Here is a 19,307-nt window from a genome sequence, read left to right on the forward strand (position 1 = left end):
CTCGGTCGGCAGATTGGCCAAGAGCGCCCCGAAGGCGATCGGGATCAGGAGCAGCGGCTCGAACTGGCGATAGACCGCGAGATAGAGCAGCACCGCCACCACGCCCCACATCGCCACCATCTTCCAGGTCAGCGCGCCGAGCGCGGTCAGCGCGAGAAGATCGCTCAGTTGGTCCATTCGGCCCTCCTCAGGCGAGGGTGATCAGCACCTGGCCCTCGGTCACCGTGGCGCCGGGGGTCACATGGACGGTGGCGACCGTGCCCGCCTGCGGCGCGCCGATCGTGGTGTTCATCTTCATCGCCTCGAGGATGAGAAGCTCCGCCCCCGCGGCGACCTGTTGGCCGGGCGCGACGGCGACGGAAACGACCGTGCCGGCCAGCGGGCTCGGCACCGCGCCGGGCCCCGCGGGCGCGGCGGGTGCGGCCACGGGCGGCGGCGCGGCGGGCCGAGGGGGCGCGGCCGGCGGGGCCAAAGCGCCCGCCGGGGCGGCGGGCGCCGCCGCCGGGCCGTCGAGCTCTTCCACCGTGACCTCATAGGCCACGCCCTCGACCGTGATCCGCAAACGTTTCATCAGCTCTTCCCTCTCAGAATATCGGGCGTCTCGCCGCCGAGCGTGGGCCGCGTCGGGCCCCAGTCGGTGCGGATGCGATGGGCGGTGAAGGTCTCGATCCGGCCCTCGAGCGGCCAGTTGGAGACCTTGTGGGCGGGCGCGGCGACATGGGTCACCCGCGCGCCAGGCCCGATCAGATGCGCGACCGCCGCAGCGATCGCGGCCAGATGATGGGGCGGGATCGCGCCACCAGGCGCGGCGACCGGCGCGGCGACCGGCGCCACCGGCGCGGCCGGAGCCGGGGCCGGCGGGCGCGCGGCGCGCTGGAAAAGCGCCCCCACGCCTGCGCTGATCGCCCAAAGCGCCGCCAGAACCGCCATCACGACGCCAAACCCCGTCCCGATCAGTTCCAGGTTATCGAGCATCGCGCGGCCTTTCAGAGCGGAATATTGCCGTGTTTCTTCGGCGGGCGGGTCTCGCGTTTCGACATCAGCCCGCGCAGCGCCAGCGCAATCGCCGAGCGGGTCTGGCGCGGCTGCACGATATCCGAAACAAAGAGCCGCCCCGCCGAGAGATAGGGCGAGGCAAATTCCGCCCGGTATTCGGCCGCGAGCTCGGCGGCGCGGGCGCGCTTGTCCTCGGCCTCGCCGAGCTCCTTGCGGTAGAGGATGTTGACCGCCCCCTCCGCGCCCATCACCGCGATCTCGGCCGAGGGCCAGGCGAGCACGAGATCGGCGCCCATGTCCTGGCTGCACATCGCGATATAGGCCCCGCCATAGGCCTTGCGCAGGATCACCGTGATCTTGGGCACCGTCGCCGAGGCATAGGCAAAGAGCATCTTCGCGCCGTGGCGGATGATGCCGCGCCGCTCCTCGACCACCCCGGGCAAGAACCCCGGCACATCGACCAGCGTCACCAGCGGGATGTTGAAGACATTGCACAACCGCACGAATCGCGCCGCCTTGTCGGAGGCGTCGATATCGAGCGCGCCGGCCTTCACCAGCGGCTGGTTCGCGACAAAGCCCACCACGATGCCGCCCACGCGGCCAAAACCGATCACGATATTGGCGGCGAACGCCTCCATCACCTCGAGAAAATCGCCGCCATCCGCCAGAACCCGGATCACCTCGCGCACATCGAAAGGCGCCTTCGCATCCGCCGGCATCAGCTCATCGAGCCGCGGGTCTTCGGCCACGCACAGATCCGGCTCGATCCGGTGCGGCGGGTCGAGCATGTTGTTCGAGGGCAAAAAGCTCAACAGCCGATGCACCAGCGCCACCGCATGCGCGTCGCTCTCGGCGATGAAATGGATATTGCCCGCCACGCTCGCCTGCACATCGGCCGAGCCGATCTCCTCGGCCGTGGTCGCATGGCCGGTGACCGCCCGGATCACCTCGGGCCCGCAGATGAACATCTGCGCATGTTCGCGCGTCATGATCACGAAATCGGTCAGCGCCGGCGAATAGGCCGCGCCCCCCGCGCAGGGCCCCGCGATCACCGAGATCTGCGGCACCACGCCGGAGAGCTGCACGTTGCGGTAAAACACCTGCCCATAGGCCGAGAGCGCGCCGACCCCCTCCTGGATCCGCGCCCCGCCCGAGTCGTTGAACCCCACGACCGGCACCCCCGCCTTCATCGCATGATCGAGCGTGTGACAGATCTTGCGGGCATGGATCTCGCCCAGCGAGCCGCCCGAAACCCCGAAATCCTGGCTGAAGGCGGCCACCGGGCGGCCGTCGACAAAGCCCGCCCCGGTGATCACCGCATCGGTCGGGATCGCCTTGCCCTCCATGCCGAAATGGCGCGTGGCGTGCTGGGCATGGAGCCCGAATTCCTGAAACGTGCCCGCCGAGAACAGCGCCTCGAGCCGCTCGCGCGCGGTCATGCGGCCCTCGGCATGGCGCTTGGCGGCCTTCTCGGCCCCGCCCCCCGCCAGCGCGGCCGCGCGCCGCTTCTCGAGCTCTTCCGCGAGTGCGGGGGAAATCGTCATCTGACCGCTCCTGCTGTCTCGGGCGTGCCGTCAAGGCGCCGCTCGGCCCGAGTGTGCCCCCATCCCCGCGCGAGATAAAGCCTTGATCTGACGAAAATCGGGGAAAATGCTGCGCGGCGGCGGGCCTGGCGGAAGCGGTGGGATTCGAACCCACGGTGGGGTCTCCCCCACGCTGGTTTTCAAGACCAGAGCCTTAAACCACTCGGCCACGCTTCCTCCGGGCGGGCGCGCCCGCATGCGCCAGACCTAACCGAGGGCGCGCGCCCCCGCAATCCCCCCGCCGCCCGCCGGCCTCACGCAAAACTTATCGCGCAAGCCCCCCGAACGCGCGCCGAAATCCGCGCGCGGGGCCTTGGCGCGCTTTTCATGCGCCCCCCGATTGGGTAAAGTCGCCGCAAAATCAGCCGCGCGGGGGCGCGGATCAACGAGGCGGGTGGCGCCCGGTCACCCGGCCGGAGCCAGATCAGACGCGGGCCAATCCGCGCAGAAGGGGCAAGAATGAGCAAGCGATCGATGGTTCGATACGGGCTGCTGCTGAGCGCGGCGCTGGGTCTGGCGGCGTGTCAGGAGGGCGGGCCGTCCTTCTCGATGCTCAAGGGCGCGCCGAAAGACGGCGCCGACGAGGCCGCGGCGGGCGTCGCGCAAAGCTCCTCCACCCGGCTCGTCGAGCGCGATGTCGAGGCGCCGCAGGTGTTCTCGGTCGAGGAACAGGGGCTTTGGGATGGCCGGCCCTCGCTCGGCGGGGTCTGGGTCGCGCATCCGAGCGTGAAAGACCCCGAGCGGGTGATCATCCGCAACCCCGCCAACGGCAAATTCGTGATCGGTGCGCTGTTCCGGCGCGAGCTCGACAACCCGGGCCCGAAACTCCAAGTCTCCTCCGATGCCGCCGCCGCGCTCGACCTGCTGGCGGGCGCGCCGGCCAAGCTCTCGGTCGTGGCTTTGCGCCGCGAGGAGGCGCCGGCGGAGAACGCGCCGCTCGTCACCGACCCGGTGATCGCGGCGCCCGAGGCGATCGCGGCCGCGCCGATCGACGGCAAGGCCCCCGCCAGCCCCGCCGCCAAGACCCCCGCGAAAGCCGATGCGCCCGCGAAGACGCCCGAGGCGATCGCCGCCGCCGCCACCGGCGCGCTGGCCAAGACCGAGGCGAAACCCGCGCCCGCCAAACCCGCCGCGAGCGCGCCCGCGGGCAAGATGTATGTGCAGCTTGGCATCTTCAGCGTCGAGGCCAATGCCAAGCGCGCCGCCGAGCAAATGTCGAAAGCCGGTGTCTCGGCCGCGGTCAAGAAGGACGAGGCCAAGGGCAAGACCTTCTGGCGCGTGCTGGCCGGCCCCGCCGCGAACGCCGCTGACCGCGACGCTCTCATGAAGAAAATCAAGGGCCTGGGCTACCCCGACGCCTATGCCGTGACGAAATGAGGACCGACATCCCGATGCGATTGATCCGCCTTCTCGCCCCGCTTTTGCTCGTTCTGGGCGCCGCGCTGCCGGCCGCCGCTTTCGAGACCCGCGCCACCTCCGCCTGGGTCTATGATCTGAGCTCGCAAACGGTGCTCCTCGAGAAGAACGCCGATATCCCGCTGCCGCCGGCCTCGATGTCGAAGCTGATGACCGTCAACCTGCTCTTCGAGGCGCTCAAAGACGGCCGCGTGACGATGGACACGACCTTCGCGGTCTCCTCCAAGGCCAAGGCGATGGGCGGCTCGACGATGTTCCTCAACGAGCTCGACCGGCCGAGCGTGCGCGAGCTCTTGCACGGGATCATCATCAACTCCGGCAATGACGCCTGCGTGGTGGTCGCCGAGGGGCTCGCGGGCTCCGAAGAGGCCTTCGCGGCGCAGATGACCGCCCGCGCCAAACAGCTCGGCATGAACCATTCGATGTTCGCCAATGCCTCGGGCTGGCCCCACCCCGGCCAGCGCATGTCGATGCATGATCTGGGCATCCTCGCCGTGCGGCTGATCACCGAATTCCCCGAGCAATACCCGCTCTTTGCGGAAACCCAGTTCAACTACAAGGACCGCGCGCCCGCCAATTCCCACAACCGCAACCCGCTCCTGAAGATCGCCGCGGCCGATTGGCACGCCGACGGGCTCAAGACCGGCCACACCGAGGAAGCGGGCTACGGCCTTGTCGGCTCGGCGGTGATGGGCGAGCGGCGGATCGTCTTCGTGATCACCGGGCTCACTTCCGAGACCGAGCGCGCGCAGGAGGCCGAGGCGGTGGCGAACTGGGCGTTCCGGCAATTCGTGCTCAAGACGCTCGCGCCGAAGGGCTCGCGGCTCGCCGAGGCGCCGGTCTGGCTCGGCGAGGCGCAAAGCGTCGGCCTCGTGCCGGCCGAAGATATCACGCTGCTGATCCCGGCGGGCTCGCATGATGCGATCAAGGCCGAGGTCGCCTATACCGGCCCGGTGCCCGCGCCGGTCAAGGCGGGCGATCAACTGGCCGAGCTCGTGCTGACGATCCCGGGCGTGGCCGAGCCGCGGCGCGTGCCGCTGGTGGCGGAAAGCGACGTGGCGGCGGGCGGTTTTGGCGTGCGCGTGAAGGCGGCCGCCGGGCGGCTGACCAACCGCGTGATGCAGGCCGCAGGCAGCTGAGCGCGATGTTCATCACCTTCGAGGGCATCGACGGATCGGGCAAATCGACCCAGGCGCGCCGCCTTGCGGCCGCGCTCGAGGCCGAGGGGCGGCCCGTCGTGCTCACCCGCGAGCCCGGCGGCTCGCCCGGCGCCGAGGAGATCCGGCGCCTCGTCCTCGAAGGCGACCCGGCGCGCTGGTCGGCGGCGACCGAGCTTTTGCTCTTCACCGCCGCGCGGCGCGACCATCTCGAGCGGCTGATCGCCCCCGCGCTGGCCGAGGGCAAGATCGTGATCTGCGACCGCTTCGTCGATTCCACCCGCATGTATCAGGGCCTCAGCCGCGGCGATCTGCGCGCCGAGGTCGATGCGCTGCACCGGCTGATGATCGGGCGCGAGGCGGATCTGACGTTCCTGATCGACATCGACCCCGCGGTGGGGCTGGCGCGCGCCAAGGGCCGCCAGACCGCCGAGGAGCGGTTCGAGGATTTCGGCCTCGGGCTGCAAGAGCAGATGCGCGCGGGCTTTCTCGCGCTCGCGCAGGAATTCGCGCCGCGGTTTTGCGTGATCGACGGCGCGCGGGCGCCCGATGCGGTCGCGGCCTCTATCCTTGCGCGCGCGCGCGAGGCGCTCGCATGAGCGCGCGCGCCGCAAAAGCCGAGAAACCCGCGCCCGAGACCCTCGACCCGACCCAGATCGAAGGCGCCCGCCACCCGCGCGACACGATGATCCTGATCGGCCAGAGGCGCGCCGAGGCCGATTTTCTCGACGCTTTCACCGCCGGGCGGCTGCATCACGGCTGGCTGGTGACCGGCCCGCGCGGCACCGGCAAGGCGACGCTCGCCTGGCGGATCGCGCGGTTCCTGCTGACGCAGCCGCTCGCGGCCGAGACCGGGCTCTTTGGCGCGCCGCCCGCGCCCACGAGCCTCGCCACCGACCCCGACCACCCGGTCGCGCGGCGCATCCATGCGGGCTCGGAGCCCGGCGTCTTCGTGCTCAAACGCGGGCTGAACGCCTCGGAAACCGGCCTCTCGCAAGACATCCGCGTCGATGAGGTGCGCAAGCTGAAGAGCTTCCTGCATCTCTCCTCGGCCGAGGGCGGGCGGCGCGTGGTGATCGTCGACGCCGCCGACGAGATGAACACGCAAGCCGCGAATGCGCTCCTCAAACTGCTCGAGGAGCCGCCCGAGCGCGTCACCTTCCTCCTGATCTCGCACCAGCCCGCGCGGCTCTTGCCGACGATCCGCTCGCGCTGCCGGGAACTCAGGCTCGGCACGCTCGCCCCCGAGGAGATGGCCGAAGCGCTCGCAGATGCCGGCGAAGAGAGCGCCGAGGGCCAGACCGCCGCGCTCGCCGCGCTCTCGGGCGGCTCGGTCGGCGAGGCGATCCGGCTTTTGAACCTCGACGGGCTCGCGACCTATGAAAAGCTCGTGGCGCTCTTCTCCACCCTGCCGCGGCTCGACCGGGTGCGCGCGCTCGCCCTGGCCGAGAGCATCACCGGCAAGCAAAACGAGGCGCGCTTCGATCTGCTCCTGACGCTGATCGAGCTCTTCCTCTCCCGCGCGGCGCGCGCAGGCCTCGCGGGCCCGCCCGCGCTCGAAGGCGCGCCCGGCGAGGCCCAGCTTCTCGCGCGGCTCTCGCCCGATGGCCATGCGGCGATGAAATGGGCGGCATTGCACCAAAGCCTCGGCGCCCGCGCGCGCCATGGCAAGGCGGTCAATCTTGACCCCGCCGCGCTGGTCATGGATATGGTTCTGGAGATGACCGCGGCCGTTGCGTAAGCCGCGCGCGAAAGGAAGACCCGTGGCCGAGACCCCCCTCCCCGAAATCGTCGACAGCCACTGCCACCTCGATTTCCCCGATTTCGCAGAGGAGCTGCCCGAGGTGATCGCGCGCGCGCGTGCCGCGGGCGTCACGCGGATGGTGACGATCTGCACCCGGCTCAAGAACGAGCCCGCCGTGCGCGCCATCGCCGAGGCGCATCCGGGCGTCTATTACGCCGCCGGCACCCACCCGATGAGCGCCGCCGAAGAGCCGATGGCGACGGTGGAGGCGCTGGTCGCGCTCGCCGCGCATCCGAAATTCGTGGGGATCGGCGAGACCGGGCTCGATTATCACTATACCCCCGACAGCGCCGAGGTGCAGAAGACCTCGCTGCGCATCCATATCGAGGCCGCGCAGGAAACCGGCCTGCCGCTGATCATCCATTCGCGCGACGCCGATGCGGATATGGCGGCGATTCTGGCCGAGGGGCTGGCGCGGGCGCCCTATTCCTGCGTGATGCATTGCTTCTCCTCGGGGCCGGGGCTCGCGCGCGCGGCGCTCGAGATGGGGTTCTACCTCTCGATGTCCGGCATCGCGACCTTCCCGAAATCGCAAGAGCTGCGCGATATCTTCGCCGCGGCGCCGCTCGATCGGATCCTCGTCGAGACCGACAGCCCCTATCTCGCCCCGAAACCCAAGCGCGGCAAACGCAACGAGCCTGCCTATACCGCGATGACCGCCGAGCTCGGCGCCGCGCTCTACGGGCTGAGCTATGCCGACTTCGCCGCCGCCACCTCGGCCAATTTCGACCGCCTGTTCCGGAAGGCCCGCCCATGACCCGCCTGCGCTTCACCATCCTCGGCTGTGGCTCCTCGGGCGGCGTGCCGCGGATCGGCGGGCATTGGGGCGAATGCGACCCGACGAACCCGAAAAACCGCCGCCAGCGCTGCTCGATGCTGGTCGAGCGGGTGGCGCCCTCGGGCACCACGCGGGTGTTGATCGACACCTCGCCCGACCTGCGCGAACAGCTCCTGCAGACCGGCGTGGGCGAGCTCGACGCGGTGGTCTACACCCATAGCCACGCCGACCATGTCCATGGCCTCGACGACCTGCGCCAGATCACCTTCAACATGCGCCGCCGCCTGCCCGTCTGGGCCGATGGCGACACCACCGAGGCGCTGATCTCGCGCTTTGGCTATGCCTTCGTGCAGCCCCCCGACAGCAATTACCAACCGATCTGCGAGCTCAATGCGATCCACGGCCCCTTCGAGATCACCGGCGCGGGCGGGGCGATCCCGTTCCGGCCGTTCCGGGTCGAGCATGGCAATATCGACGCGCTCGGCTTCCGGATCGGCGGGCTCGCCTATCTGCCCGATGTCTCGGCGATCCCGGACCCCGCCTGGGCCGAGCTCGAGGGGCTCGAGATCTGGGTGCTCGACGCGCTGCGCCGCACGCCGCACCCGACCCATGCCCATCTCGCCCTCGCGCTCGAATGGCTCGCGCGCGCCAAGGCCCGCGAGGGGGTGCTGACCAACATGCATATCGACCTCGATTACGAGGCGGTGGCGGCCGAAACCCCCGCCCATATCCGCCCCGCCTTCGACGGGATGGTGCTCGAACTCGCGGCCCCCTGACCCCTGCCCTGCCCCGGGAGGCCCCCGATGAGCGATCTATTGAACGTCATCTTGCCGGTTTTTCTGGTGATCGGCTTTGGCTATGCGGCGGCCTGGCGGGGGCTCTTCTCCGACAGCGCGGTCGACGGGCTGATGCGGTTTGCGCAGAATTTCGCGGTGCCGGTGCTGCTCGCGCGCTCGATCGCCAAACTCGACCTCGGCGCGAGCTATGATGCGGGGCTGATGATCTCCTTCTACGCGGGGGCGTTTCTCTCCTTCGCGATCGGCCTCGCGGCGGCGCGGCTCTGGCTGGGCCGCAGCCCCGAGGATGCGGTCGCGATCGGCTTTTGCTGCCTGTTCTCGAACTCGCTCCTCCTCGGCATCCCGATCACCGAACGCGCCTTCGGGGCGGGGGCGCTCGCGGGCAATTTCGCGATCATCTCGATCCATTCGCCGCTTCTCTATACCGCCGGGATCCTCGCGATGGAGGCCACCCGCAGCGCCGGCGGCGGGCTCGGCGCGGTGGCGGTCAACGCGCTCAAGGGGGTGCTGCGCACGCCGCTGGTGATCGGCATCCTGACCGGCTTCACCATCCAGGCGGGCCAGGCGCTCAGCGGTCAGGATCTCCCCGAACCGGTCTGGGCGGCGATGGACATGGTCGCGCGCGCGGCGCTGCCGGCGGCGCTCTTCGGGCTCGGCGGGGTGCTTTTGCGCTACCGCCCCGAGGGCGACAGCCGCGCGATCGCGATGATCGCGGCGCTCTCGCTCCTCATCCACCCGGGCACCGCCTATCTGCTCGGCCGGTTCGGCTTCGGGCTCGGCACCGAGGCGCTGCGCTCGGCGGTGATGACCGCCGCGATGGCCCCCGGGGTCAACGCCTATCTCTTTGCAAACATGTATGGCGCGGCGAAACGGGTGGCCGCTTCGGCGGTTCTGGTCGCCACCGCGCTCTCGATCCTCACCATCTGGGGCTGGCTCGCGATCCTGCCCTGATCCGCTGACCCGAGGTCGAGGGGCTCCGCCCCGCCCCGGCTGCGCCGGCGCCCCCGGGATATTTGAAGCAAGATGAAAGGGATCTGGCGCCTATCCTGCGCGCCTGCCCCGTCCCCGTTTCATCTTGCCCCAAATATCCTCGGGGGGTGAATTTGCCTGAAAGGCAAAGAGGGGGGCAGACAGCCCCCCTCTCTTCGGTTTCCAGACAGGCTGTCGCCGGTTACTGCGGGCTCATGCCGCGCAGCCGTTCCGAGCGGCGGCGCAGCAGTTCCACCGTGGTCAAGAGCAGGATCGAGACGAGCACGAGCAGCGTCGCCACCGACAGGATCGCCGGCGAGATCTGTTCGCGGATCCCGTTCCACATTTGCCGCGGGATCGTCTGCTGATCGGCATTGGCGATGAACAGCACCGCGACCACCTCGTCGAACGAGGTCACGAAGGCGAAGAGCCCGCCCGAGACCACCCCCGGCATGATCAGCGGCATCACCACCTTGAAGAAGGTCGTGCGCGGGTTCGCCCCGAGGCTTGCCGCGGCGCGCACCAGCGATTGGTCGAAGCCCGAGAGCGTCGCCGTCACGGTGATGATCACGAAGGGGATCCCGAGCGCCGCATGGGCCATGATGATGCCGAGATAGGAACCCGCCAGGCGGCTCATCTCGATATGCAGACCGCCCTCGAAGCTGATCATCGGCACCCGCATCCACGAGTAGAAGAAGAACATGCCGGTCGCCGAGATGATGATCGGCACGATCATCGGCGAGATCAGCACGGCCATGATCTGCTTGCGGTAGGGCATTTCCGGCCGCGTCAGACCGAGCGCCGCGATGGTGCCGAGCGTCGTCGAGAGCAGCGTCGCCGCCACGCCGATGATCACCGAGTTCTTCGCCACCTGCAGCCAGGTCGCGTTGTTCCAGAAATCGAGCCAGAACGAGGAGCCGCGTTCGGCCTCGGGGGCCTGCATGCCGAAGGTGACCAGCTTGTCATACCAGCGCAGGCTGTAGCCCTCGGGGTCGAAGGTCAGCATCTTCTCGGTGAAGGTGAAATAGGGCTCGGCGTTGAACGACAGCGGGATCACGATCACGATCGGCGCGATCAGGAACACGAAGATCGCCGCGCAGATCGTCAGGTAGGTGTAATGCCAGGCCTTTTCGAGCGGGCTTGCGTAAGTGGGCAATGCCATGGGTTTCTCTCCTTAGCCAAGCTTCATCTTGTCGATCCCGACGAGGCGGTCGTAGATCCAGAAGAAAATGAGGACGATGGCGAGCAGCATCGCAGCCAGCGCGGCCGCGAGCGACCAGTTGAGCGATTTCTGCATGTGGAAGGCGATCATGTTCGAGATCATCTGGCCATCCGCGCCGCCGACGAGGGCGGGGGTGATGTAATAGCCCATCGCCAGGATGAACACGAGCAGCCCGCCCGCGCCGATCCCCGGGAGGGTTTGCGGCAGATAGACCCGGCGGAACGCCGTCCAGGAGGTCGCGCCGAGCGAGCGCGCCGCGCGGACATAGCTCGGCGGGATCGTCTTCATCACCGAATAGAGCGGCAGGATCGTGAAGGGCAACAAGATATGGGTCATCGCGATGATCGTGCCGGTCTCGTTATACATCATCTGGAGACGGCCATCCTCGCCGATGAGGCCGATCCAGACCAGGAGGTCGTTGACCACGCCCTGGCTTTGCAAGAGCACCATCCAGGCCGTCGTGCGCACCAGAAGCGAGGTCCAGAACGGCAGGAGCACGAGGATCATCAGCAGCATCGCCCGGTGCAGCGGCACCGCCGAGAGCAGGAAGGCGATCGGGAAGCCGAGCACGAGGCACAGGACCGTGATCTCGAGCGACATCTGGATCGTGCGCCAGAACAGCTTCTTGTAGACGCGCTGGTCTTCCTTCACCGGGATGATCTTGCCGGTCTCGTCATGGGTCAGGTCGAGCGCGGCGAGGTAGAAATCGAGCGTATAGGCCGAGGAGGCCGAGCGCATCGCGCGCCAGACGTTCGGGTCGGACCATTTCTTGTCGAGCGCGGCGACGCTGTCGGCATAGGGCGGCTCGAGCTTGTCGGCCTTGCGCGCCGAGGAGGTGAAGAGCGAGCGCGTGCCGGACACATCGTAGTTGATCCGGGTGCCGGCTTGCCCCGCGGTCTTTTGCTCGCGCATCAGCTTGAGATCGGCCGCGAGCGCCGCCCAGGCGCTCTCGTCGATCGCCGAGCCCTCGGGGTGCTCGGAGAACCACAGGCCGAGATTGGGCGCATTGGCCGAGAAGCTGTCATTGTGGAAGGACTGCACCAACATCTGGCCGATCGGAACGATGAAGGTCAGGAAGATGAACAGAAAGAGCGGTGCAACGAGCAAGAGCGCGCGCCGCCGGCGGACGGCCAGCGAAGCGGCCAGCGCCGCCTTGAGCGGCTTGCCGTCGGCTGTGGTGAGGGGGAGGGTTGCGTCAGTCATTCGGCTCACAGCAGATATGAGGGGACGGGCCGCGTGCAGGCAGCCTAGGAAAAAGGGCGCGCGAAGGTCTCGCGCGCCCTGCGGAAAGCTCGGATCAGCCGGCCAGCCAGGCGTTGAAGCGCTCGTTCAGCTCTGTGTCGTGGTCGACCCAGAACTCATAGGACGAGGGCAGCGCGTTGGTCAGGTTCTCGGCGGCGGTGGGCATGTAGGGGCCCATCTCGGTCTTGCCGTCCTCGAAGAGGCCGACGAGCGGGCCGGACGATTTGCGCGCCGGGCCGTAGGAGATGTATTTCGCCTGATCCGCGAGCGCCTGGGTGGTGGTCGCGAAGGTCAGATATTTGAGAGCGGCCTCGAGATGCGGCGCGCCTTTCGGGATGACGTAGCCGTCATATTCGTAGACCTGACCGTCGAAGATGGTCTGGAACGGTTTGCCTTCCGCCACGGCGGCGCCGAAGATCCGGCCGTTATAGGCGGTGGTCATCGCGACTTCGCCATCGGCGAGGAGCTGCGGCGGCTGCGCGCCGGCTTCCCACCACACGACCGAGTCCTTGATCGTATCGAGCTTCGCGAAGGCGCGGTCCACGCCTTCCGGGGTGCCGAGCGTTTCGTAGACCTGATCGGCGGGAACGCCGTCAGCCATCAGAGCCATCTCGAGGTTGACCTTGGCGCCTTTGCGCAGGCCACGCTTGCCCGGGAATTTCTCGAGGTTGAAGAAATCCGCGATGGTGGTCGGGGCTTCGCCGGTGAACTTGGTGGTGTCATAGGCGTAGACGGTCGAGAACACGATCGTCGCGACGAAGCAATCGGTAACGGCGCCGGGCAGGAAGTCGTCCATCGCCGGGGTGCCATCGGCGCCCGCTTCGAGGATGGCCGGGTCGATGGTTTCGAGCAGGCCTTCGTCGCACATGCGCACGCCGTCGGCATATTCGACGTCGACCACGTCATAGGAGACGTTGCCAGCCTCGACCTGCGCCTTCACCGGGGCGGCCGGGTTGTCGGCGGCTTCGGTCTTCACGGCAATGCCGGTGGCGGCGGTGAAGGGCTTGGCATAGGCCTCGACCTGGCTCTTCTCGTATTGGCCGCCCCAGGACAGGACGGTGATCTCTTCGGCCTGCGCCGCAACGGCGAAGCCGGCGGCGATCAGCGCGGTGCTGAGCATCAGTTTTTTCATTGGTTACTCCCAGTTGGTTTTATTGTGACTTTATGTCGTTGGGCCGGGCGGACAGGCCGCGCCGGCCAGAGACGAGGCGGCGCACCGGCTCCCCCGATCAGATCATGTCCAGCGCGCGGGCGTCCTGCGGATGCCAGCCGATGCGGACCTTCTCGCCGGGCACGAGCTTCGTCTGCCCCAGCGTGTTGCGCGATTTCATCACGAAATCCTCGGCCCCCGCAACCCGCATCCGGGTGCGGAAAATATCGCCCATGTAGATCACCTCGAGGACTTCCGCCTCGATCATATGGGCGCCCGGCGGCATCATCTCGGGCTTGAACTCCACCCGCTCGGGGCGGATCGAGACCAAGGTTTCCTGGCCGGGTTTGCGGATATTGACCGGCGTCGCGTCGATCAGCTCGCCGGTGCGCAGCCGCACGAGGCATTTGTCGTCGGAATATTCCTCGACGGTGCCCGGCAGCCTGTTGTTCTCGCCGATGAACTGCGCCACGAAGCTGTTTTTCGGCCGCTCATAGAGCTCGTCGGGCGGCGCGAGTTGCTGGATGCGGCCGTCGTTGAACACCGCGACGCGGTCCGACATGGTCAGCGCCTCGCCCTGGTCGTGGGTCACATAGACCACGGTGATCCCGAGCCGCTCATGCAGCGCCTTGATCTCGAATTGCATATGCTCGCGCAGCTGCTTGTCGAGCGCGCCGAGCGGTTCGTCCATCAGCACGAGCTCGGGGTCGAAGACCAGCGCCCGGGCCAGCGCGATCCGCTGTTGCTGACCGCCCGACATCTGGGCGGGGCGGCGGTTGGCGAACTTGCCCATCTGCACCATGTCGAGCGCGCGCATGACTTTCGCCTCGCGGTCCGATTTGCCGATGCCGCGCACTTCCAGCGGGAAGGCGAGGTTTTCGGCCACGGTCATATGGGGAAAGAGCGCGTAGTTCTGGAACACCATGCCGATGCCGCGCTTGTGGGGCGGCATGTCGTTGATGTTCTTCCCGCCCAGGCGGATCTCGCCATGGGTGGCGGTTTCGAACCCGGCCAGCATCATCAGGCAGGTGGTCTTGCCCGACCCCGAGGGCCCGAGCATGGTGAGAAACTCGCCCTTGCCAATCGAAAGGTTCAGGTCTTTCACGACCAGCGTTTCGCCGTCGTAGCTCTTCTGAACATGGTCAAAAACGACGAATCCATCGTCGGTCACAGCAGTATTCAAGTCGGGCTCCCCGTCGGATTTATTTGTTCGTTAGCTCCCGTGGGGCCAACTAAATCGAGGATTTACACAGATTTCAACCCGCAAATCCCGCTTTCTTGCCCGGCCGCGAGGCGCCCACCGTTTCGGTTACAAAACCGTCAAAATGCGTCATCTGTCGTGCGATGCGCGACCAGTTTGCGCATGCAGCATGATCAATCTGTTTGCGCTGCAAAACTGCGCAGGCGCGCGGGCCATAGAGGGTTTCGGGGGAGGTAGCGCCGAACACCGCCCCGGCAAGGCGTGGCAGGGCGCGAATCAACCCGAATCGGGCGGCGGGGCTGAGCGCGGCGATCGCGTCGCGGCCCGGCCAGAAGCTCTCCGCCCAGAGCCCCTCGGCCCGGATCAGCGCATGGCGGGGCAACAGGATATGGTGGTAGGTGCAGCCCCGCGCCCCCCGCATCCAGCGCGCGCCGCCCCAGCGCGTATCGGCCAGATGCGCCGCCCGGCCAAGCGCCCCCCCGGCCCCGACCGGCAGCCACAGCCCATGCTGCGCCGACACCCGCAGCGCGCGCGCATTGCCCAAAGCCCCCGCCCGAAGCTCGATCGGACGAAGGCGCGGGGAGATGGTCATTTCCGCAGCACTGACCCGGCGCGTGCCGGCCCAGAGCACCGGCAGCGGCGGCCCGTCGCGGCAGGAGACGAGATCGCCCGGGCGCAGGAGCTCCACCTCGATCTCGCCGCGCGGGGTGGCGATCCGGGTGCCGGTGACGAAACAGGGGATCCCCATCGCATGCAGCGTGCCGGTGGAAGCGATCTGCGCGGGCGCGACCCCGATCAGCGTCAGCGACTCGCCGCCGGGGAAGCTGAGAACGGCATTGCCGGTGCCGTCGTCGCTCACGCTCACATCCCAGACATTGACCGGGTTGCCCAGCGCATCGGTCAGGTCGCTGACATCGATCTGGTCGGTGGTGAACCCCGCCCCGCTGTCGGTCATGTCGAAATCGAGGATCAGATCGTCGCCGTCGAGATCGGCGAGCACGAAATGATCGGCGCCCGCGCCCCCCGAGAGCGTGTCATTGCCGGTGCCGCCGATCAGCGTATCGTTGCCCAGCCCCGCGATCAGCGAGTCGTTCTCCGCGCCGCCAGCGATGGAATCGTTGCCGTCGCCGCCGTCGATCGTGTCGGCCCCCGCGCCGCCGGTGACCGTATCGGCGCCCGCGCCGGCGGTGATGCTGTCATTGCCGGTGCCGCCGTCGATCAGGTTGTTGCCGGCGCCCGCGGCGATCGTATCGTTGCCGGCATCGCCCGAGAGCGTGTCATTGCCGTTCGTCGTCGAGCCGGTGATGCTGTCATCGCCATCGCCGCCCGAGATCGAATTGGCGCCCGAGCCGGCGAGGATCGTGTCATTGCCGAGCCCGCCCGCGATCGTGTCATTGCCCGAGCCGCCGTCGATCCAATCCGCGCCCGCGCCGCCGTCGAGGGAATCGCTGTCCGCGCCGCCCTCGATCGTATCGGCCCCCGAGCCGCCGAGGATCGTGTCATTGCCGATATCGCCGCCGAGGTAGACGCCCGAGGTATCGGCGGTGGCGTTGATCAGGTCGGCGTAATTGGTGCCCTCGATCGATTCGATATCGGTGAAGGTGATCGTGTTGGCGCCATTGGTGACGGTGCCGGCCTCATCGCCGGTGAACACCACCGTGACCCCGCTCGAGAGCGCCGCGAGGTCGATCGAATCGTCGTCCTGGGTGGTGCCGGCGCCCGAGCCGCCGAAGATCGTATCGGTGCCGAACCCGTCCTGGACGACGAAGAGATCCTTGTCGGCGCCGCCGTCGAGGTAATCATTGCCGGTGCCGCCCGAGATCGTGTCGAGCCCGTCGCCGCCCAGGATCGAATCGGCGCCCGCGCCGCCCGAGAGCGAATCATTGCCCGCCTCGCCCAAGATCGTGTCGGCATAGGCCGAGCCGACGACCGTATCGTTGCCGCCATCGGCGGTGATCGAGACGGCCGAACCCGCCGAAGCCGCGTTGAAACTGTCGGCGTAGGTGGTGCCGTTGACCTGCTCGATTTCCCAAAAAGAGGTGGTCGCGCCGCCCGCGAGCGTGATCGTGCCGCTCTCGAAGCCGGTCCAGGTGACGGTCGCGGCGCCGGTCGAGTTGCTCAGCTCGATCGTGTCCCAATCGCTGCCGCCCTCGCCGCCATAGATCGAGCTCGCCCCCGAGAGCGTGTCGAGCAGGAAGGTATCGCGGTCGTCGCCGCCATGCAGTTGGTTCGTGCCCGCGCCGCCCGAGAGCGTGTCATTGCCCGCCGCGCCTTGCAGCGTGTCATTGCCATCGCCGCCATAGATGAGGTCGTTGCCCGCCCCCGCCCAGACGGTATCGGCCCCTGCCCCGCCGTAGATCGTATCGTCGCCCGAGCCGCCGGTGATCGTGTCATTGCCCGCCGCGCCATCGAGCCACAGCCCCGAGCCATCGGCGGCGGCGGTGATGGAATCGGCCTGCGCCGAGCCGAGCACCGCCTCGATATTGTCGAAGACGACAGTGCTGCCATTGCCCGAGGCGGTGCCGTCTTCCCAATCGGTGAAGGTGACGGTGACGCCCGAGGCGGTCACATAGGTGAAATCGAGCCAGTCTTCATCGGTGCCGGTGGTGACGGTCAAGCCGCCATAGACGGTATCGGCGCCCCAGCCGTCCTCGAAATAGAAATGGTCGCCATCGGCATCGCCATAGAGGACATCGGTGCCGATATTGCCCGCCAGATAATCCACGCCGTCGCCGCCGTAGATCGTGTCATTGTCCATCCCGCCCAGGATGATATCGGTGCCGGCGCCGCCATAGATCAGGTCGGTGCCGGCCTCGCCATAGATCTGATCATTGCCGGCATCGCCGTTGATCGTATCGGCCCCGTCGCCGCCGTAGATCGTATCGGCGCCATCGCCGCCCGAGATCGAGTCATTGCCCGCCCCGCCCGAGATCCAGTCATTGCCGGTGCCGCCAAGGAGCGTGTCATTGCCGTTCTCGCCCGAGATCGAGTCATTATCCGCGCCGCCGTCGACATAATCATTGCCGTCGCCCGACCAGATCGAGTCGTTGCCGGCCTCGCCATAGAGGACGGCATTGTAGGAATAGGAGGAGCCCGAGAAATCGTCGATGACATCATCGCCCGCCCCGCCATAGACGGTATCGCCCACGGTCGAGGTGGCGCCGCCGGACCCGAAGATGATCGTGTCATTGCCGTCGCCGCCCGAGATGTAATCGGCGCCCGCGCCCGCATCGATCGAGTCATTACCGGCGCCGGCGAGGATCGAATCGGCATAGATGCCGCCGCGGATGGTGTTGGCGAGATCGGGGTCGAATGTCGCCGCCGCGATGGTGGTATAGGCGGGCTGGTTGAGGGAGTTGACGTCAGCGGTCTGGGTGACCTGATAGGTGACCCCGGGGATCAGCGGCTGGGTGGTGATCTCGCCGACCACGGTGCCGCCGATCTCGAGGATATACATCGTGATCGTGGAGCCGTCGGGCGCGGTGAAATCGACCGCGCTCTCGATATAGGCGCGGCCGGAATAGAGCGTGGTGCCCAGCGCATCGGTGACGACGAGGCTCTGGTTGCTGTCATCGCCGAGTTCGTTGAAGAGCGCATCGCCCGCGATCGAGCTGTCATCATCGGTGAAGTTGAAATGGCGAACGTCGACGGTGGCGTCCCAGGTCGGGTCGAGCATGAACTGGGTGCCGACGTTGAGCGTCGAGCCGCCGCCTGCAATCAGCAGGTCGCCCCCCCAATAGCCTGTCAAATTGTAGGTCGCCATGACCCCAAGCCCCACCGCGGACAGAAATCCGCCTTTTCACCTGGGCTCAAACTTGGCGGGCAATCCCCAAAATGCGGTTAATTTCGGCCGATGGTTACGCGGATTTTGTTTTGATTCAGAATGAATCCCGGCCGGCGCCGCAGAGCCAGGGCCCGAAAACGACAAAGCCCGGACTTGCGTCCGGGCTTCGGCTTCAGGCCAGTGGTGCGGTTGAGAAGACTCGAACTTCCACGGGAGTTACCCCACAGCGACCTCAACGCTGCGCGTCTACCAATTCCGCCACAACCGCACGCTCTGGCTTGGTGAGGGGCGATTTAGCCGAGGCTTTCGGGAATGAAAAGCGGAATTTTCGCCTTTGCGAAAACTTTTTTCGCCCCGCCCCGCCCGGCCCGCGCGAAACCCCAATGAACACGGGACGGCGCTTCCCTTGGGCGCGCCGATCTCCTAAGTCGGAGGGGAGAGAAGGAGGCGCAAATGGTCGAATGGATACACTCCGACGGGCGCGTGCCCTACCCCGAGGCGCTGGCCTTCATGGAGGCACGAGTCGCGGCGATTTCGGCGGGCGAGGCCGATGAGGCGATCTGGCTGCTCGAGCACCCGCCGCTTTATACCGCCGGCACCTCGGCGCGGATCGAGGATCTGGTCGAGCCCGACCGCTTCCCGGTCTACGAGGCGGGGCGCGGGGGGCAATATACCTACCACGGCCCCGGCCAGCGCGTCGTCTATGTCATGCTCGATCTCAACAAGCGCGGCCGCGACGTGCGCTGTTTCGTGCGCCGGCTCGAGCAATGGGTGATCGCGACGCTGGCGAGTTTCAACGTCAAGGGCGAGATCCGCGACGGGCGGGTGGGCGTCTGGGTGACGCGCCCCGACCGCGCGCCGGGCCCGGATGGCGCCCCCGCCGAGGACAAGATCGCCGCGATCGGCATCAAGCTGCGCCGCTGGGTGAGCTTTCACGGCATCTCGATCAATGTCGAACCCGATCTGAGCCATTTCGGGGGAATCGTGCCTTGCGGGATTCGCGATCACGGGGTGACGAGCCTCGTCGATCTCGGGCTGCCGGTGACGATGGACGACCTCGATGCGGTGCTTCGACAAAAATTTGAAGAGATATTCGACGAAGGTAGCGCCATCAGCTGCCCGGCCGCGCAAGAAAGTTCTAACGCGACCTTTTGACCCGTGGTATGACCACCGGGCATGGCTTAATAGCCGCTAACCCCCGGCTCGCC

General features: G+C 67.5%; 17 protein-coding genes and 2 tRNA genes (1 of these 19 cut by a window edge). 8 read left to right on the plus strand and 11 right to left on the minus strand.

The window, feature by feature from the left end:
* The 5 genes from LPB142_RS12730 to LPB142_RS12750 form a co-directional block, all read right to left on the minus strand.
* Positions 1-177, minus strand: the 5' end (the start) of a protein-coding gene (locus LPB142_RS12730) for a sodium ion-translocating decarboxylase subunit beta (RefSeq protein ID WP_071166605.1). 951 nt of this gene lie to the left of the window's left edge; only the first 177 of its 1,128 coding nucleotides appear in the window; it begins with the start codon at positions 175-177; its stop codon lies beyond the left edge, outside the window.
* Positions 178-187: 10 nt separating this feature from the next.
* A complete protein-coding gene (locus LPB142_RS12735; protein WP_071166606.1) occupies positions 188-571 on the minus strand; it encodes a biotin/lipoyl-containing protein in 384 nt (127 codons plus the stop codon).
* Positions 571-975, minus strand: coding sequence for an OadG family transporter subunit (locus LPB142_RS12740; RefSeq protein ID WP_071166607.1), 405 nt, complete (start codon positions 973-975; stop codon positions 571-573). Before LPB142_RS12740 ends, LPB142_RS12735 begins: the two co-directional genes overlap by 1 nt.
* 11 nt (positions 976-986) lie before the next feature.
* Entirely contained in the window at positions 987-2,540 is a 1,554-nt protein-coding gene (locus tag LPB142_RS12745; RefSeq protein WP_068764837.1) for an acyl-CoA carboxylase subunit beta, read from the minus strand.
* 126 nt (positions 2,541-2,666) lie between these two features.
* Positions 2,667-2,756 (minus strand) — tRNA-Ser (locus LPB142_RS12750).
* A 282-nt stretch (positions 2,757-3,038) separates the two neighbouring features.
* On the opposite strand from LPB142_RS12750, the gene LPB142_RS12755 reads away from it, so the two are divergent.
* From LPB142_RS12755 to LPB142_RS12785, 7 genes are read left to right on the plus strand one after another with little or no spacing between them, the layout of a single operon-like run.
* Positions 3,039-3,956: an SPOR domain-containing protein gene (locus LPB142_RS12755; RefSeq protein WP_068764838.1), complete on the plus strand. Its 918-nt coding sequence runs from the start codon at positions 3,039-3,041 to the stop codon at positions 3,954-3,956.
* A 14-nt stretch (positions 3,957-3,970) separates the two neighbouring features.
* Positions 3,971-5,134 (plus strand): D-alanyl-D-alanine carboxypeptidase family protein, encoded by a 1,164-nt coding sequence (locus LPB142_RS12760; RefSeq protein ID WP_071166608.1) that lies wholly within the window; start codon positions 3,971-3,973, stop codon positions 5,132-5,134.
* Between the two features lie 5 nt (positions 5,135-5,139).
* Positions 5,140-5,751, plus strand: a complete 612-nt coding sequence (gene tmk / locus LPB142_RS12765; RefSeq protein ID WP_071166609.1) for a dTMP kinase — start codon at positions 5,140-5,142, stop codon at positions 5,749-5,751.
* Complete coding sequence (locus LPB142_RS12770) at positions 5,748-6,893, plus strand: DNA polymerase III subunit delta' (protein ID WP_071166610.1); 1,146 nt, start codon at positions 5,748-5,750, stop codon at positions 6,891-6,893. The genes tmk and LPB142_RS12770 overlap by 4 nt, the downstream gene beginning before the upstream one ends.
* Positions 6,894-6,915: 22 nt before the next feature.
* Positions 6,916-7,713, plus strand: coding sequence for a TatD family hydrolase (locus tag LPB142_RS12775; RefSeq protein WP_071166611.1), 798 nt, complete (start codon positions 6,916-6,918; stop codon positions 7,711-7,713).
* A complete protein-coding gene (locus LPB142_RS12780; protein ID WP_071166612.1) occupies positions 7,710-8,510 on the plus strand; it encodes an MBL fold metallo-hydrolase in 801 nt (266 codons plus the stop codon). Before LPB142_RS12775 ends, LPB142_RS12780 begins: the two co-directional genes overlap by 4 nt.
* A 27-nt stretch (positions 8,511-8,537) precedes the next feature.
* Entirely contained in the window at positions 8,538-9,482 is a 945-nt protein-coding gene (locus LPB142_RS12785; RefSeq protein ID WP_071166613.1) for an AEC family transporter, read from the plus strand.
* Positions 9,483-9,702: 220 nt separating this feature from the next.
* Here the strand turns inward: LPB142_RS12785 and LPB142_RS12790 are convergent, their stop codons facing one another.
* From LPB142_RS12790 to LPB142_RS12815, 6 genes are all read right to left on the minus strand, one after another.
* Positions 9,703-10,662, minus strand: coding sequence for an ABC transporter permease (locus LPB142_RS12790; RefSeq protein ID WP_071166614.1), 960 nt, complete (start codon positions 10,660-10,662; stop codon positions 9,703-9,705).
* Between the two features lie 12 nt (positions 10,663-10,674).
* Complete coding sequence (locus tag LPB142_RS12795) at positions 10,675-11,925, minus strand: ABC transporter permease (protein WP_068764846.1); 1,251 nt, start codon at positions 11,923-11,925, stop codon at positions 10,675-10,677.
* 94 nt (positions 11,926-12,019) lie between these two features.
* Positions 12,020-13,096, minus strand: coding sequence for an ABC transporter substrate-binding protein (locus tag LPB142_RS12800; RefSeq protein ID WP_068764847.1), 1,077 nt, complete (start codon positions 13,094-13,096; stop codon positions 12,020-12,022).
* A gap of 97 nt (positions 13,097-13,193) precedes the next feature.
* A complete protein-coding gene (locus LPB142_RS12805) occupies positions 13,194-14,285 on the minus strand; it encodes an ABC transporter ATP-binding protein (protein WP_198037834.1) in 1,092 nt (363 codons plus the stop codon).
* An 85-nt stretch (positions 14,286-14,370) separates the two neighbouring features.
* Positions 14,371-18,078 (minus strand): Hint domain-containing protein, encoded by a 3,708-nt coding sequence (locus LPB142_RS12810; RefSeq protein WP_071166616.1) that lies wholly within the window; start codon positions 18,076-18,078, stop codon positions 14,371-14,373.
* Positions 18,079-18,280: 202 nt separating this feature from the next.
* Positions 18,281-18,367, minus strand: a tRNA-Leu gene (locus LPB142_RS12815).
* Positions 18,368-18,552: 185 nt separating this feature from the next.
* On the opposite strand from LPB142_RS12815, the gene lipB reads away from it, so the two are divergent.
* A complete protein-coding gene (gene lipB, locus LPB142_RS12820) occupies positions 18,553-19,254 on the plus strand; it encodes a lipoyl(octanoyl) transferase LipB (protein ID WP_071166617.1) in 702 nt (233 codons plus the stop codon).
* Positions 19,255-19,307: the final 53 nt, after the last annotated feature.

It is taken from the genome of Rhodobacter xanthinilyticus (genome assembly GCF_001856665.1).
GTDB classification, from domain to species: Bacteria; Pseudomonadota; Alphaproteobacteria; order Rhodobacterales; family Rhodobacteraceae; genus Rhodobacter; species Rhodobacter xanthinilyticus.